The 14,702-nt window shown below is 68.9% G+C and carries 14 protein-coding genes and 1 tRNA gene; 9 read left to right on the top strand and 6 right to left on the bottom strand.

Annotated elements, in window-relative coordinates:
* Positions 1-111 precede the first annotated feature (111 nt).
* On the top strand, positions 112-2,358 hold the full coding sequence (gene rnr, locus ACK4S2_RS01315; protein ID WP_409619541.1) for a ribonuclease R: 2,247 nt from the start codon (positions 112-114) through the stop codon (positions 2,356-2,358).
* A gap of 80 nt (positions 2,359-2,438) precedes the next feature.
* On the top strand, positions 2,439-3,689 hold the full coding sequence (locus tag ACK4S2_RS01310; protein WP_409619539.1) for a lytic murein transglycosylase: 1,251 nt from the start codon (positions 2,439-2,441) through the stop codon (positions 3,687-3,689).
* A 138-nt stretch (positions 3,690-3,827) separates the two neighbouring features.
* On the opposite strand, the gene ACK4S2_RS01305 is transcribed toward ACK4S2_RS01310, so the two are convergent.
* Together ACK4S2_RS01305 and ACK4S2_RS01300 are read right to left on the bottom strand one after the other, a co-directional pair.
* Positions 3,828-4,397: a peroxidase-related enzyme gene (locus tag ACK4S2_RS01305; protein ID WP_409619537.1), complete on the bottom strand. Its 570-nt coding sequence runs from the start codon at positions 4,395-4,397 to the stop codon at positions 3,828-3,830.
* The gene (locus ACK4S2_RS01300) at positions 4,394-5,446 is read right to left on the bottom strand and encodes a LacI family DNA-binding transcriptional regulator (RefSeq protein ID WP_409619535.1); all 1,053 of its coding nucleotides are present in this window, start codon (positions 5,444-5,446) and stop codon (positions 4,394-4,396) included. The genes ACK4S2_RS01305 and ACK4S2_RS01300 overlap by 4 nt, the downstream gene beginning before the upstream one ends.
* Positions 5,447-5,552: 106 nt before the next feature.
* Here ACK4S2_RS01300 and ACK4S2_RS01295 point away from each other — a divergent pair.
* The 4 genes from ACK4S2_RS01295 (at position 5,553) to ACK4S2_RS01280 (ending at position 8,194) form a co-directional block, all read left to right on the top strand.
* A tRNA-Arg gene (locus tag ACK4S2_RS01295) sits at positions 5,553-5,628 on the top strand.
* A 26-nt stretch (positions 5,629-5,654) separates the two neighbouring features.
* Positions 5,655-6,026: a RidA family protein gene (locus ACK4S2_RS01290; RefSeq protein ID WP_409619533.1), complete on the top strand. Its 372-nt coding sequence runs from the start codon at positions 5,655-5,657 to the stop codon at positions 6,024-6,026.
* A 138-nt stretch (positions 6,027-6,164) separates the two neighbouring features.
* Positions 6,165-7,559 carry an aspartate aminotransferase family protein gene (locus ACK4S2_RS01285; protein ID WP_409619531.1) on the top strand — a complete coding sequence of 465 codons (1,395 nt, stop codon included), beginning with the start codon at positions 6,165-6,167 and terminating at the stop codon, positions 7,557-7,559.
* The gene (locus ACK4S2_RS01280) at positions 7,559-8,194 is read left to right on the top strand and encodes a GntR family transcriptional regulator (RefSeq protein WP_409619529.1); all 636 of its coding nucleotides are present in this window, start codon (positions 7,559-7,561) and stop codon (positions 8,192-8,194) included. The genes ACK4S2_RS01285 and ACK4S2_RS01280 overlap by 1 nt, the downstream gene beginning before the upstream one ends.
* A gap of 6 nt (positions 8,195-8,200) precedes the next feature.
* Here the strand turns inward: ACK4S2_RS01280 and ACK4S2_RS01275 are convergent, their stop codons facing one another.
* The 4 genes from ACK4S2_RS01275 to sfsA form a co-directional block, all read right to left on the bottom strand.
* Positions 8,201-9,448: an MFS transporter gene (locus ACK4S2_RS01275; protein ID WP_409619527.1), complete on the bottom strand. Its 1,248-nt coding sequence runs from the start codon at positions 9,446-9,448 to the stop codon at positions 8,201-8,203.
* A gap of 131 nt (positions 9,449-9,579) precedes the next feature.
* On the bottom strand, positions 9,580-10,296 hold the full coding sequence (locus tag ACK4S2_RS01270; protein ID WP_409619525.1) for an HAD family hydrolase: 717 nt from the start codon (positions 10,294-10,296) through the stop codon (positions 9,580-9,582).
* Positions 10,297-10,382: 86 nt separating this feature from the next.
* Complete coding sequence (locus tag ACK4S2_RS01265) at positions 10,383-11,282, bottom strand: D-amino acid aminotransferase (protein WP_409619523.1); 900 nt, start codon at positions 11,280-11,282, stop codon at positions 10,383-10,385.
* A gap of 53 nt (positions 11,283-11,335) precedes the next feature.
* Entirely contained in the window at positions 11,336-12,022 is a 687-nt protein-coding gene (sfsA, locus tag ACK4S2_RS01260) for a DNA/RNA nuclease SfsA (protein ID WP_409619521.1), read from the bottom strand.
* 45 nt (positions 12,023-12,067) lie between these two features.
* On the opposite strand from sfsA, the gene ACK4S2_RS01255 reads away from it, so the two are divergent.
* Genes ACK4S2_RS01255 through ACK4S2_RS01245 form a run of 3 tightly spaced genes read left to right on the top strand, consistent with a single transcriptional unit; the run spans position 12,068 to position 14,544 of the window.
* On the top strand, positions 12,068-12,793 hold the full coding sequence (locus ACK4S2_RS01255; protein ID WP_409619519.1) for a competence/damage-inducible protein A: 726 nt from the start codon (positions 12,068-12,070) through the stop codon (positions 12,791-12,793).
* Positions 12,793-13,524 carry a GNAT family N-acetyltransferase gene (locus tag ACK4S2_RS01250; protein ID WP_409619517.1) on the top strand — a complete coding sequence of 244 codons (732 nt, stop codon included), beginning with the start codon at positions 12,793-12,795 and terminating at the stop codon, positions 13,522-13,524. The genes ACK4S2_RS01255 and ACK4S2_RS01250 overlap by 1 nt, the downstream gene beginning before the upstream one ends.
* A gap of 30 nt (positions 13,525-13,554) precedes the next feature.
* The gene (locus ACK4S2_RS01245; RefSeq protein ID WP_409619515.1) at positions 13,555-14,544 is read left to right on the top strand and encodes an OmpA family protein; all 990 of its coding nucleotides are present in this window, start codon (positions 13,555-13,557) and stop codon (positions 14,542-14,544) included.
* The last annotated feature ends 158 nt before the right edge of the window (positions 14,545-14,702 follow it).

The raw sequence follows: 14,702 nt of genomic DNA, 5'->3' as shown, positions 1-14,702 counted from the left end.
TGCCCTGCCACGTTTCGCCGACCGGCGGGCTCGCGCAAGCCCGGCCGTGGCGTCACGGGCGGCGGATTTTTTGCGCATGACGCGCGGGGGCGCGCGTGCTAGGGCAGCGGGATGAACCAGCTTCCGACCCGCCAGCAGATCCTCGACTGGATCGCGCAGAACCCCGGCGAAACCGCCAAGCGCGACATCGCGCGCGCCTTCGGCATCAAGGGGGCCCAGCGGATCGAGCTGAAGCGCCTGCTGCGCGAGCTGGAGGCCGAGGGCGCGGTGGCGCGCAAGGCCCGCCGCTATGGCGCGCCGGGCGAGCTGGCCCCGGTCTCGGTGCTGGAGGTGACAGGCCCCGACCGCGCGGGCGATCTGTTCGCCCGCGCGCTGGAATGGCAAGGCGAAGGCGAGGCACCGCGGATTCTGGTGCTGACCAGGGCCGAGGATCCGGCACTGGGCGCGGGCGACCGCATTCTGGCGCGGGTGACGGCGGTGGCGGCGGAAACCCACAGCCACGAGGCGCGGCTGATCCGGCGCATCGGCACCGGGGCGCGGCGCATTCTGGGCGTTTTTCGCAAGGCTGCCGAAGGCGGGCGGATCGTGCCCATCGACAAGGGCGAGGCCAAGGAATGGCTGGTGGCGCGCGACTCCACTCAAGGTGCCCGCGATGGCGAACTGGTCGAGGCCGAGCTGGTCGGCCGGCGCGAGGCGATGGGTCTGCCGCGAGCGCGGATCGTGGCCCGGCTGGGCGACCCGGGCGCACCGCGCGCGGTGTCGCTGATTGCGATACACCAGCACGGCATCCCCGACGATTTCCCCGACGAGGTGCTGCTGGAGGCCGAACGGCAAGAGCCGGCCCCGCTTGGCACGCGCGAGGATCTGCGCCATCTGGACCTCGTCACCATCGACCCGATCGATGCGCGCGACCGCGACGATGCCGTGCTGGCCCATGCCGATGCGGCGCCCGACAACCCCGGCGGCCATGTGATCTGGGTGGCCGTTGCGGATGTGGCGCATTACGTGCGCCCGCAATCGGCGCTGGACCGCGAGGCACGCCGGCGCGGCAATTCCACCTATTTCCCCGACCGGGTGGTGCCGATGCTGCCCGACCGGCTGTCGGGCGACCTGTGCAGCCTGCATCAGGGGGTGGACCGGGCTTGCCTGGCGGTGTGCATCCGCATCGACGCGAACGGGCGCAAGCTGAGCCACCGCTTTGCCCGCGGGCTGATGCGCAGCCGCGCCTCGCTGGCCTATGAGGCGGTGCAGGCCGCGCAGGACGGGCGCCCCGATGCCATCACCGCCCCGTTGCTGGAGCCGGTGATCCGCCCGCTTTTCGCCGCCTATGCCGCGCTGTTGCGTGCCCGGGCCGAGCGGCAACCGCTGGAGCTGGACCTGCCCGAACGGCGGATCGTGCTGTCGGAGGACGGGCGTGTGCAATCGGTCGCCTTCAAGGAACGGTTCGACGCACACAAGCTGATCGAGGAATTCATGGTGCTGGCCAACGTGGCCGCCGCCGAGGAGCTGGAGCGGTTGCGCCGGCCGCTGCTTTACCGCGTGCACGAGGAGCCGAGCCTCGACAAGATCGACGCCTTGCGCGAGGTGGCGCAGGCCTCGGGCTTTGTGCTGGCCAAGGGGCAGGTGCTGAAGACGCAGCACCTGAACCGCCTGCTGCAACAGGCCGAAGGCAGCGATTTCGACGAATTGCTGAACATCACCACGCTGCGCTCGATGACGCAGGCCTATTACCTGCCGCGCAACCTGGGCCATTTCGGGCTGGCGCTGCGCAGTTACGCGCATTTCACCTCGCCGATCCGGCGCTATTCCGACCTGATCGTGCATCGCGCGCTGATCCTGGGGCATGGCTGGGGCGACGACGGGCTGAGTGCCGCCGACATCGCGCAGCTGGAGGAAACCGCCAAGCTGATTTCCGACACCGAACGGCGCAGCATGGCCGCCGAACGCGACACCACCGACCGCTACCTGGCCGCCTGGCTGTCGGACCGGGTGGGGGCCGAATTCACGGGCCGCATTTCCGGGGTGCAGCGGTTCGGCCTGTTCGTGCGGCTGGACGAATCGGGCGCCGACGGCCTGATCCCGATCCGCGAGATCGGGCGCGAATTCTTTCACTTCGACCCGCAGGCGCAGACGCTGATGGGGGCCGATACCGGGCTGACGCTTGGCGTGGGCCAGCGCGTCACCGTACGGCTGACCGAGGCGGTGCCGGTGACCGGCGGGCTGCTCTTGGAGCTGCTGTCGGTCGAGGACAAGGGCCTGCCTTCGGGACGCGCAGCCCGGGCACGCAAGGGCGGCAAACCGCGCCCGCCGTCGCGCGGGCCGGCGAAATCCCGCAAGGTGCTGCGCACCCGGCGCTGACCTCGGGCTTTCCGCATCGCCCGAATCGGGCTAGGTTATCGACCAAGAGCAGATAACAACGGATGCAGGCAGGTGACATCATGCGGCATGTTTTCAAGGCCTTGGGCTTCGGCATTGCGCTGTTGCCGATGGGCTGCGGCAATGCGGGGCCCGAACGGGTTGCCGCCCGCCCGGCAGCGGCTGCCCCGGCGGCGGTAGCCGTGGCCAGCGCGGAACAGAAGGCCGGGTTCGACCGCTGGGCACAAGGCTTTGCCGCGCGGGCGCAGTCCAAGGGGGTCGCGCCTGCGGTCGTCAGCCGGGCGCTCGACGTGGCCTATTACGACCCCGACGTGATCCGGCTGGACCGGCGGCAGGCGGAATTTGCCCGCCCGATCTGGGAATACCTCGACAGCGCGGTGTCGGATACCCGGCTGGCCAACGGGCGCAAGGCGCTGTCGGAACATGGCGCGACCCTGCGGCGGATCGAGGCGCGCTATGGCGTGCCGGCCGAAGTGGTCGCCGCCATCTGGGGCATGGAAACCAGCTATGGCATCAACCGCGGCAAGAAGGGGGTCATCCCCTCGCTGGCCACGTTGGCCTATGACGGGCGGCGCGGCGCCTTTTTCGAGGAACAGCTGATTGCCGCGCTGAAGATCCTGCAGGCCGGCGACACCGACCCGGCCAGCATGAAAGGGTCCTGGGCAGGGGCGATGGGGCACACCCAGTTCATGCCGACCAGCTATCTTGCCTATGCGGTGGACTTTACCGGCGACGGGCGGCGCGACATCTGGGGCGACGATCCGACCGATGCGCTGGCCTCGGCGGCGAACTATCTGGCGAAGATGGGCTGGAACCCGGGCCAACCCTGGGCGGTGGAGGTGACGGTGCCGGCCGGCTTCCGCGAGGCCGGCAAGGCCACGCGCAAACCGCCGTCGCAGTGGCAGGCGCAAGGCGTCAAGGCCGTGCGCGGCGGGCGCATCCCCGACCACGGGCCGGCCTCGATCCTGCTGCCCGCCGGGATGAACGGGCCGGCGCTGATGATCTTCGACAATTTCCGCGTCATCAGCCGGTATAACAATGCCGACAGCTATGTGATGGGTGTCGGGCTGCTGTCGGACCAGCTGGCCGGGCGCGGCGGGTTGGTGCGCCCCTGGCCGCGCGGCGACCGGCCGCTGACCGAGGCCGAGCGCAAGGAGATTCAGCAGCGCCTGGCAGACCTTGGCCACTACACCGGGGAAATCGACGGTGTCACCGGCTCGGGCACGATGGAGGCGGTGCGCGCCTGGCAGACCGCCCAGGGGCTGACGCCGGACGGCTATGTCAACGAGGCGCTGCTGAAGCGGTTGCGCTGACGGCAGCTGCAGGACCGGGGGTTTCACACCCCCGGACCCCCGTGGGATATTTGGATCAAGGTGAAAAGAGGCCGGGCGGAGCAGCGCCGACCGACCTTGCCGGGTGGGAGGCGGCGCCCCCCGGTGCGGCGGCCGCCTTCAACGTGCCATGCCGTGATACTCGGGGTTCGGCAGCATCTCGACCGCCGAGGCCAGTCGGTTCGACATGTTGTAGAAGGCGGCGACCGCCGAAATGTCCCAGATGTCGCGGTCGGTGAACCCGGCGTCGCGCAAGGCAGCGCGGTCGGCCTCGGCCATGTCCTGCGGATGGCGCGTGAGCTTGACGGCGAAGGCCAGCATCGCGCGCTGGCGCGGATCCAGCCGGGCGGCGCGCCAGTTCTGGGCGATGGTTTCGGCCAGGATCGGATCGCCGGTCAGTTGCCGAAGTGCGGCGCCGTGGGCCGTGAGGCAATAGACGCATCGGTTTTCGGCCGAAACCGCCACCGCGATCATCTCGCGTTCCGCCTTGGACAGGCCCGAAGGCGCCAGCATCAGGTCGTTGTACATCGCCATGAAGGCGCGCAGCTTGGCCTGATCGAAGGCATAGGCCTGCAGCACATTGGGGATGAGCCCGAGCTTTTCGGTGCATTTGTCGAAATAGGCCCGGATGTCGTCGTCGAGCGGATGGGCCGCGGCGAGGTCGAGGGCGGTCAGCGGTTCCATCGTCATGCCTTGCGGATGGTGTCGCCCGGTTGCAGCACCGGTTCGAGTTCGATGACATGTCCGCCGATGATCCCGCCGGGCAGCTTGCCGGCGATGATCTCGGCCGCCTTGCGGCCGATCTCGCGGCGGCAGCTGTCCATCGTGGCAAGGCGCCGCGGCAGACCTTCGAGCAGTTCGACGGCGTTGAAGCCCGCAAGCCCGAGGCGCCCGGGCACGTCGATGCCGTTTTCCAGGCACCACAAGAGCCCTCCGGCCCCGATCATGTCGTTGGAGTAATAGAGGAAATCGAGATCGGGCGAACGGGCGAGCATCGCGGCCGTCATCTCGCGCCCCTTCAGCAGCGCGGAACCGCCGGCATAGAATTCGCGGTCGGCGAGCGCGATGCCGGCTTCGGCCAGCACCTCCTCGAAGCCTTCCATGCGTTTGCGGGCGCGGTGGTCGTCGGGCATCTTGGTGCCGAGGAAGCCGATGCGCCGATAGCCGGCGGCGAGAATCGCCTGTGCCATCTGCCGCCCGGCGCGGCGGTGCGAGATGCCGACCACCGAATCCACCGGGGTGCCGTCGGTATCCATGATTTCCACCACCGGAACCCCGGCGGTATCCAGCATGGCCCGCGCTGCATCGGAATGTTCAAGCCCGGCGATGACGATGCCCGAAGGGCGCCAGGACAGCATTTCGTACAGCACCGCTTCCTCGCGGACGGCGGAATAGTGGGTGACACCGAACACAGGCTGCAGGCCGGTGTCTTCCAGCACTTCGGAAATGCCTTGCAGCACTTCGGGAAAGACCATGTTCGACAGCGAGGGGATGATGACCCCCACCAGGTTGACGCGCTGGCTGGCCAGGGCACCGGCGATCTTGTTGGGCACATAGCCGAGGTCGCGCGCCGCCCCCAGCACCTTTTCGCGCGTCGCCTCGGACACGTCGCCGCGGTTGCGCAGCACGCGGCTGACGGTCATTTCCGACACGCCCGACAGTTCCGACACGTCGCGCAGGGTCAGCGGGCGGCGCGGTGGGGCGGATTTCGGGCCCGGACGGGCCGGTGGCTTGCTCATGGGGCGTCCTCCTCGCGCGCTTTTCCTGATTGTTAGCGCCAAAGCCTGCCCGGGGCCAAGCCCCCGGTTGCATCGCGGTGCGTTTGCGGGCATCAGGGGGCGGCATGGCCCCGTAGCTCAGGGGATAGAGCGGCCGCCTCCTAAGCGGCAGGTCGCAGGTTCGAATCCTGCCGGGGTCACCATGCCTGCCCAACGATAGGACTCCCGCATGATTACCCGCATAAATCCCGGCCCGCGCCTGTCCGAGGCCGTGGTCTACAACGGCATCGCCTGGCTGGCCGGCCAGGTCGGCGAAGGCGCCACCGTGGCCGAGCAGACGGCCGATTGCCTGGCGCAGATCGACCGCATCCTGGCGCAGATCGGTTCGTCGAAGGAACACATCCTGCAGGCGGTGATCTGGCTGGCCGACATGGCGGATTACGACGCGATGAACAGCGTCTGGGACAAGTGGGTGCCTGCCGGCCATGCCCCGGCCCGCGCCACCGGCGAGGCGCGCCTGGCTGCGCCGAAATACCGGGTGGAAATCATCGTGACGGCTGCCGTCCCCGGCGTGGAACAGCGCGGCCCCGGCGAATATTGAGCGACCAGGCCCCGGCCGCCCGGCCGGGGCCGGCCCCGGCCTTGCGCCGGGATTCCGCGCACGGGAATATTTTGATCAAAATCCATTGACCTTGGCGCCGGAAAGGCGCAGGTTGCGCGGCGAAAAGGGGTTTTCGCCATGACCATCATCACCAACCATCTGCCGACCGCCGAATTGCAGGCGCTGGATGCCGCGCACCACATGCACCCGTTCACCGCCGGAAACGCTCTGGCCGCCAAGGGGGCGCGGGTGATGGTGCGCGCCAAGGGCGTTTTCCTGACCGACAGCAACGGCAACGAGATCATCGACGGCATGGCCGGGCTGTGGTGCGTGAACGTGGGCTACGGGCGCGAGGAACTGGCCGAGGCGGCGGCGCGCCAGATCCGGGAACTGAGCTATTACAACACCTTCTTCCAGACCACCCATGTGCCGGCCATCGCGCTGGCAGCGAAGATCGCCGAACTGGCGCCGGGCGATCTGAACCACGTGTTCTATGCCTGCTCGGGGTCCGAGGCGAACGACACCAACATCCGGCTGGTGCGGCAATACTGGGCGCTGAAGGGCCAGCCGCAGCGCCACATCCTCATCAGCCGCAAGAACGGCTATCATGGCTCGACCATGGGCGGGGGGTCGCTGGGCGGGATGAAGCCGATGCACGAACAGGGCGGATTGCCGATTCCGGGCATCGTGCACATCGGCCAGCCGCATTGGTACAACGAGGGCGGCGACCTGAGCCCCGAGGATTTCGGCCTGCTGCGCGCGCGCGAACTGGAGGCCAAGATCCAGGAACTGGGCCCCGAGAACGTCGCGGCCTTCATCGGCGAGCCGATCCAGGGCGCCGGTGGCGTGATCGTGCCGCCCAGCACCTACTGGCCGGAAATCCAGCGCATCTGCGACGAATACGGCATCCTGCTGATCGCGGACGAGGTCATCACCGGCTTCGGGCGCACCGGCAACTGGTTCGGCAGCCAGACCTATGGCATCCGCCCGCATATCATGACCATCGCCAAGGGCCTGTCGTCGGGCTATGCGCCGATCGGCGGGTCGATCGTGTGCGACGAGGTGGCCGAGGTGGTCGGGCGCGACGAGTTCAACCACGGCTACACCTATTCGGGTCACCCGCTGTCGGCGGCGGTCGCGCTGGAAAACCTGCGCATCATCGAGGAAGAACGCATCATCGACCATGTGCGCGACGTGGCCCACCCGTACCTGGCGGCGAAATGGGCCCAACTGGCCGACCACCCGATGGTGGGCGAGGCCAAGCTGGTGGGCCTGATGGGCTCCATTGCGCTGACGCCCGACAAGGCGCGGCGGGCAAGGTTCGCCGCCGAGGCGGGCACGGTGGGCCTCATCACGCGCGAGCGGTGCTTTGCCAACAACCTCATCATGCGGCACGTCTACGACCGCATGATCATCGCGCCGCCGCTGGTCATCACGCCGGCGGAAATCGACATCCTGATCGAACGGGCCTGGAAGTCGCTGGACGAGGCCGCGGCCAAGGTGCGCGCCGAAGGGTTGTGGCAGGCCGCCTGATGGCCGCCACCCCGCAGCACGACCTTGCCTACGAGGCGCTGAAGGAGGCGCTGCTGGAAGGGCGCATTCCGCCCGGCCAGCCGGTGACGGTGGCGTCGCTGGCCGCGCTGCTGGGCACCGGCACCATGCCGATGCGCGAGGCCGTGCGCCGGCTGACGGCCGAAGGCGGCTTGCAGGCCAGCGCCACGCGCCGGCTGACGGTGCCGGCCCTGGGGCGCGCGCGGTTTCAGGCGCTGGTGCGGGCGCGGTTGCTGCTGGAGCCCGAAGCGGCGGCCGATGCGCTGGCGCACCTCGACGCGGCGGCGGTGGCGGCGCTGGATGCGACCGATGCGGCGCTGTCGGCAGCGATCCGGGCGCGGGATGTGGCCGGCTACATGCGGCTCAACTACCGCTTTCACTTCGGCATCTATCGCGCGGCGCCCGATTCGGTGCTGTGCCCGCTGATCGAAAGCCTTTGGGTGCAGTTCGGCGCCTACATGCACCTGCTGTTCGACCGCGCGCCGGCGCATCTGGTTGCCGACCGGCATCAGGCGGCGCTGGCTGCGATCCGGGCCGCGGATGCGGCGGGGCTGCGCGCCGCCATCGCCGCCGACATCGAGGATGCGTTGGGAACGCTGCGGGCCGCGGCCGAATAGCGGCGGTCACGCCGCCGCAGCAGCGGTGGTGGCGGGATGCGGGCGTTCGCGCACCGGCAGGTGAACGATGGCCGAAAACGCGCCGACACCGATGCCGATCCACCAGACAAGGGTGTAGTCGCCGGTCAGGTCATACATCCGCCCGCCCAGCCAGGCACCGAGGAAACCGCCGATCTGGTGCGACAGGAAGACGAAGCCATACAGCGTGCCCATGTAGCGCAGGCCATAGATATGCGCCACCAGCCCCGAGGTCAGCGGCACCGTGGCCAGCCACAGCGCCCCCATCACCAGGCTGAACAACAGCACCGAGGCCGGGGTGATCGGCAACAGGATGAAGGCCGCCGATGCCAGCGTGCGCCCGGCATAGATCGCCGCCAGCAGGTATTTCCTGGTATGGCGCTTGCCCAGCCAGCCGGCGGTCAGCGTGCCCACGATGTTGGCCAGCCCGATGACCCCGATCGCCACGGCCCCCAGGGCCGAGGTGGTGGTGATGCCCAGCCCCGCCAGCAGCCCGCCGGGGTCGGGCGTGCCGCACAGTTCGGTAACCATCGCCGGGAAATGCGCGGTGATGAAGGCAAGCTGATAGCCGCAGGAAAAGAACCCGACGAAGATCAGCAGATAGCTGGGGTCGCGGAAGGCGCGCACCAGCACGGTGCCGAGGCTTTCCTCCAGCTCGGCCCGGGTCGCCACGCCGGGCGAACGCAACAGCGGCAGCGCCAGCAGGCTGAGCAGGATGACGGCGGCAAAGATCAGGAACACACCCTGCCACGGCACGAAGCCCAGCAACAGTTCGGCCACCGGCGGCCCGAAAACCTGCCCGGCCGACCCGGCCGCGGTGGCGATGCCCAGCGCCATCGACCGATGTTCGGGCGCCGCGGTGCGGCCGACCACCGCAAGGACCACGCCGAAGCCGGTGCCCGCGATGCCGAACCCCACCAGCACCTCGAGCGACTGCATCGCAAAGGGCGTGGTGGCAAAGGCCGAAAGCACCAGCCCCACCGCATACATCACCCCGCCGGCCAGAATCGCGCGCCGGTCGCCAAAGCGTTCGGCCAGCGCGCCGAACAGCGGCTGCCCGATGCCCCAGGCCAGGTTCTGGATGGCGATGGCCAGCGAAAACTCGCTGCGCGCCCAGCCGAACTCGGCCGCGATCGGAATCTGGAACACCCCGAACGAGGCGCGAACGGCAAAGCCCAGCATCAAGAGGATGCACCCTGCGATCAGCACGGGGGTGACGAGGGGGGCTTTGGCCATGACCGACTCCGGTTCCGTTCCGGCGCAAGCTGCGTCGGCCGGAACGGAAGGTCAAGCTGGGGAAACCCGTCCCGGCCTTGTGCCGGGACCTCTGCGGTCTGACAAGGCCCCGGCTCGGGGCCGGGGCGGCGTCAAAGGGCGTAGGCGCGCAGACGGTCGTAATACGGCAGGGCCTGGTCCACGAGGGCGGCGTAATCGGGCGGCAGGTCGGGCAGCGGGCCTTCGGGGTCTTCGAATCCGGTCGAGGCGTGCACGGCGCCATACCAGTGCGGCGCCCAGGCACCGTCGAAGGGTTTCGGCCCGGCCGGCCAGTGCAGCATCCGGTCGGTGAAGGCTATCCCCAGTGCCGCGCACAGCCGGGCCAGCGCGCCGGGCGGGTCGGCGCGGATGTCGGCGCTGTCGATTACCAGCGGCGCGCGGCCCAGCCAGCCCGCCACCTCGTCGAACAGCTCGGCCTGCTGGACAAAGCCGATGTCGGCCAGCGTCGGGCCCTCGCGTTTCCTGGCGTAGGAGGCCACGACACGCGCCGGGTGCCGGATCAGGAAGACATTGGTGCAGGCGCGCATGAAACCGCGGTCGAAGGCGGGGATCATGTGCAGCGTCATGTGCTTCTGGTAGAACAGCGGCTCTTTGCCGGCGGGGGGCGCGGCGCAGGCGGCGGCGACCCGGGCCGGGTCGGCGTCATGCGCGGCGACGATCGCATCGCGCATCGGGTGGTCGATGCCGGTGGCGGAAAGGTATGCGGCGTAAAAGGGCTCGTCCCACACCGCGCAGTCGCCCCGGGCGGCAAAGGCATACATCATGGCGGTCGACAGGTTGCGCGGGCCGGACCACATCGCGATGTTCATGGGCGGTTCCTTGTGGCTGGCGGGGAACCGGGGGTTTCACACCCCCGGACCCCCGTGGGATATTTGAGGACAGAAAACGGGCAGGGTCAGGCCATCACGAGCGCCTTGTAGAGATCGCGCAGCCGGGCGGTCATCGGGCCCATCTGGCCGGTGCCGATGGTGCGCCCGTCGATGCTGCCCACGGGGGTTTGCGCGCCGAAGGTGCCGGTGAGGAACGCCTCGTCCGCCGAATAGGTTTCGACCAGCGAGAAGTTGCGTTCGAACACCGGGATGTCATTGGCGCGGCACAGGTCGATGACCTTCTGCCTTGTGATCCCGTTCATGCAGTAGTCGCCCGTGCTGGTCCAGACCTGGCCCTTGCGCACGATGAAGAAGTTGCAGGCGTTGGTGGTGTTCACGAAGCCGTGGATGTCGAGCATCAGCGCCTCGTCCGCGCCGGCCTTCTGTGCGGCGATGCAGGCAAGGATACAGTTGAGCTTGCTGTGCGAGTTCAGCTTGGGATCCTGCGTCATCGGCAGGCCGCGAAGGTGCGGCACGGTGGCAAGGCGGATCGGGCGCGGGATTTTCGGGCGGCTGTGTTCCATGATGATGACCATCGTGGGGCCGCGCTGGCTGAGGGCGGGGTGCTGGAAGGGCCGCGTCTTGACTCCGCGGGTGACCATCAGCCGGGCATGGGCATCGGTGGTCATGCCGTTTGCGGCCTGGGTGTCGAAGATCGCCTGACGGATTTCGTCGCGCGTGCGGGCAAGGTCGAGGTCGATGGCGCGCGCGGCCTCGAACAGCCGGTCGAGGTGATCCTCCAGAAAAGCCCAGCGGCCATTGTAGAGGCGGATGCCTTCCCACACCCCGTCGCCCAGCATGAAGCCCGAATCGTAGACCGACACGACCGCCTGCGCCTTGGGCACGATGCGGCCATCGACCCAGATCAGGATGTTTTCGTTGCGGGCGTCCTCTTCGGATTGGTGGGTGCTGACGTGATCGGTCATTCCGGCCTCCTGCTTGGTGCGCAGGCTAGCGCGGGCGCGGGCCGGGGGAAAGGTCAGGCGACAGGAACGGGGCCGGTTGCGGTGACGGCCTGCGGGGTGATGGCGGTGGCCAGCCCGATCATCGCCACGCCGGCAGCGCGAGCGCGGGCAAAGGCGGCGGCATAGGCGGGGTCGATGTCGGCGGCGATGCGGATACGGGTGCAATCGGTGCGGGCCAGCAGATAGACCATCGCAGCACCTTCGCCCCGTTCGGCGGCACCCGTCAGCGCGGCCAGGTGCCGGGCGCCGCGTTCGGTGCGGGTGTCGGGGAATTCGGCCCAGCCGTCGCGCGAGAGGGTCACGCTTTTCACCTCCAGCCAGAGGGGGCCGGTGGCAGTGGTCAGGCAGAAGTCGATGCGGCTGTCGCCCAGGCGTGCCTCGGGCCGGATGGCGGTGTAGCCGGGCAGGCCGGGGATGCGGCGGGCGGCCAGCGCCTCGGCCACGATGCGGTTGGCAAGGGTGGTATCGACCAGCGCCATGCCGCCTGGCGTTTCCGCCAGCTTCCAGCCCCAGGTCAGTTTCGCCCCCGGCGCGGCGGGCGCCAGCCAGCAGAGGGTGCCCGGTTCGGCCAGCCCGGTCATGGCGCCGGGGTTGGGGCAGTGCGCGGTTACCACGTTTCCGGTATCGTCCTGCATGTCGGCAAGAAACCGCTTGTATCGGCGGCACAACCTGAACGAGAACAGGGGGGTGGGAAAGTCCATGCCCGGCCCCTATACGCTGTTGGACTTCCCTGCAAGGAGACGACCATGACCAACCCTACCGCGGCGATGCTGGTGATCGGCGATGAAATCCTGTCGGGTCGCACGCGCGATTCGAACATGCACCATCTGGCCAACGAACTGACGCGCCACGGCATCCGCATGATGGAGGCGCGGGTGGTGGCCGATGTGCACGAGGATATCGTGGCAGCGGTGAATGCCTTGCGCGGCCGGTGGGACCATGTGTTCACCAGCGGCGGTATCGGGCCCACGCATGACGACATCACCGCCGATGCGGTCGCGGCGGCGTTCGGCGTGGGCATCGGCATCCGTGAGGATGCGCGCGCCTTGCTGGCGGCGCATTACGAACGGGCGGGGCTGGAGTTCAACGCCGCCCGGCAGCGGATGGCGCGCATCCCCGACGGCGCGGCGCTGATCGACAATCCGGTGTCCACCGCACCCGGGTTCACGCTGGGCAACGTGCATGTGATGGCAGGTGTGCCGAACATCTTTCAGGCGATGGTGGCCAGCGTGCTGCCGACGCTGACGGGCGGGGCGCCGCTGCTGAGCCAGTCGTTGCAGGTGAACCGCGGCGAAGGCGAGATCGCCGAGGCATTCGGTGCGCTGGCCGCCGATTTCCCCGAGCTGTCGATGGGCAGCTATCCGTTCATCCGCAATGGGGCGCATGGCACCAATCTGGTGATCCGCGGCACCGACGGGGCGCAGGTGGATGCGGCGATGGCGCGGCTGGTCGCGCTGTTCGGGCAAGGCTGATGCTGGCGCCCGCCCTGCCTGCCTTGCCGGCGCTGTTCCAGGCGATGGACGATACCTGGCCTGCGGCGGCGCTGCACCGGGTGGGGCCGTGGCTGGTGCGTGAAGGCCAGGGAGGCGGCAAGCGGGTTTCGGCGGCGACGGCCGAGGCGCCGGTGACCGAGGCCGATATCCCGCTGGCAGAGGCCAGGCACCGCGCGTTGGGTCAGACCCCGCTGTTTCTGATCCGGCCGGGCGACGAGGCGCTGGACGCCATGCTGGAGGCGCGCGGTTACCGGGTGGTGGACCCGGTGCATCTGCGCGCGGCCCCGCTGGGGGCCTTTGCCGAGCCCGACCTGATGTACAGCTTTCCGCACTGGCCGCCGATGGCGATGTGCGAGGATGTGTGGACCGAAACGGGCATCGGTCCGGGCCGGCAGGCGGTGATGCGGCGGGTCAAGGGGCCGGCCACGGCCTTTCTGGCCTGTGCGCCGGACCGGATCGACCGGGTGGCAGGGGCAGGATTTGCCGCCATTTCGGGTCAAATTGCGATGATCCACGCCGTCGAGGTGCTTCCGCGGATGCGTCGGCAAGGGTCCGCGCACAACATCTTGCGGTCGGCTGCGTGGTGGGCACAGACAAATGGTGCGCACTGGCTGGCATTGGCGGTGACCTGCCACAACGAGGCGGCCGGGAAACTCTATGCTTCCCTGAACATGAGCATTGTGGGACACTATCACTACAGAAGCGCCTGAAAACTGGGCCGAGCAGTGATGGACACCCGCATGTTCCCTGGCGCATGCTTCCTGCGGCGCCGCATAGCCTTTGGGCTGGCGATCGGGCTGGCCCTGACCACAACCCCGGCACTGGCGCTGGAACGCGCCTTTCCGCCGGGCGCCGAACGCACCGCCGAGCGGGTCGAGCCGATGGGCAGCTACGCCTTGCCGATCGGCCCCTGGGCCGATGGCAGCATGCTGACGCAGCGCACCGAAGGCCGGGTCGAGCAATCGGCATGGCGCCTGCCCGACAGCCGGGCGGGCACGCTGGCGTTGCTGGCACCGATGCGCGCAGCACTGCTGGCCGACGGTTGGCAGATGCTGTTCGAATGCGAAACGGCCGGGTGCGGCGGATTCGACTTTCGCTATTCCACGCAAGTGCTGCCCGAACCGGCGATGCATGTCGATCTGGGCGATTTCCGCTTTCTGGCCGTGCGCCGGGGCAGCGGGGCGCAGGCGGAATACCTCAGCCTGCTGGTCAGCCGGTCGGCCGGGGCGGGCACCGGGCATGTGCAGATGATCCGGGTGGGGCCGGCGGCAGACGAACCGCCGGTTCAGGCCGCGGTTTCCAGCAAATCCGCCCCGGATCAGGCGGTGCCGGCACCACCGCGCGCCGAAGCCGCGGGTGGGCTGGCGCAGGCGCTGGAAAACGGGTCGGTCGTGCTGAATGGCGTGGAGTTTGCCAGCGGCGCCGCCGATGTGGCGCAGGGGGGCGATGCGGTGCTGGCGGAACTGGCGGCCTATCTGGCGGCGCATCCGGCGCGCAGCATCGCCCTGGTCGGGCACACCGATGCCTCGGGTTCGCTGGAAGCCAACATCGCCTTGTCCAAACGGCGGGCCGAGGCCGTGCGCGCGCGCCTGATCGCCGAGATGGGCGCCGATGGCAGCCGCATCACCGCGCTGGGGGCCGGGTTCATGGCGCCGCGCGGATCGAACCTGACCGACGAAGGCCGGGCAGCAAACAGGCGGGTCGAGGCCATGTTGACCTCGACCCGGTAAGCCGACGCACCTTTGACACTGGCGCCTTGGCCCCCGGCGCGAGCTATGCCCGAAAGTTGGTGACGGTGTGATCAGGCGGCTTTGATTTCGTGCTTGATGCCGTCGCGAAATTCAACCCCTCGGATGATCTCGGGGAGGCGGTTTTGGCCGTCGAGTTT

Origin of the sequence: Gemmobacter sp. (assembly GCF_046292685.1) — a bacterium.
Lineage (GTDB): Bacteria > Pseudomonadota > Alphaproteobacteria > Rhodobacterales > Rhodobacteraceae > Wagnerdoeblera.
This window is presented reverse-complemented; position numbering and strand designations above follow the sequence as displayed.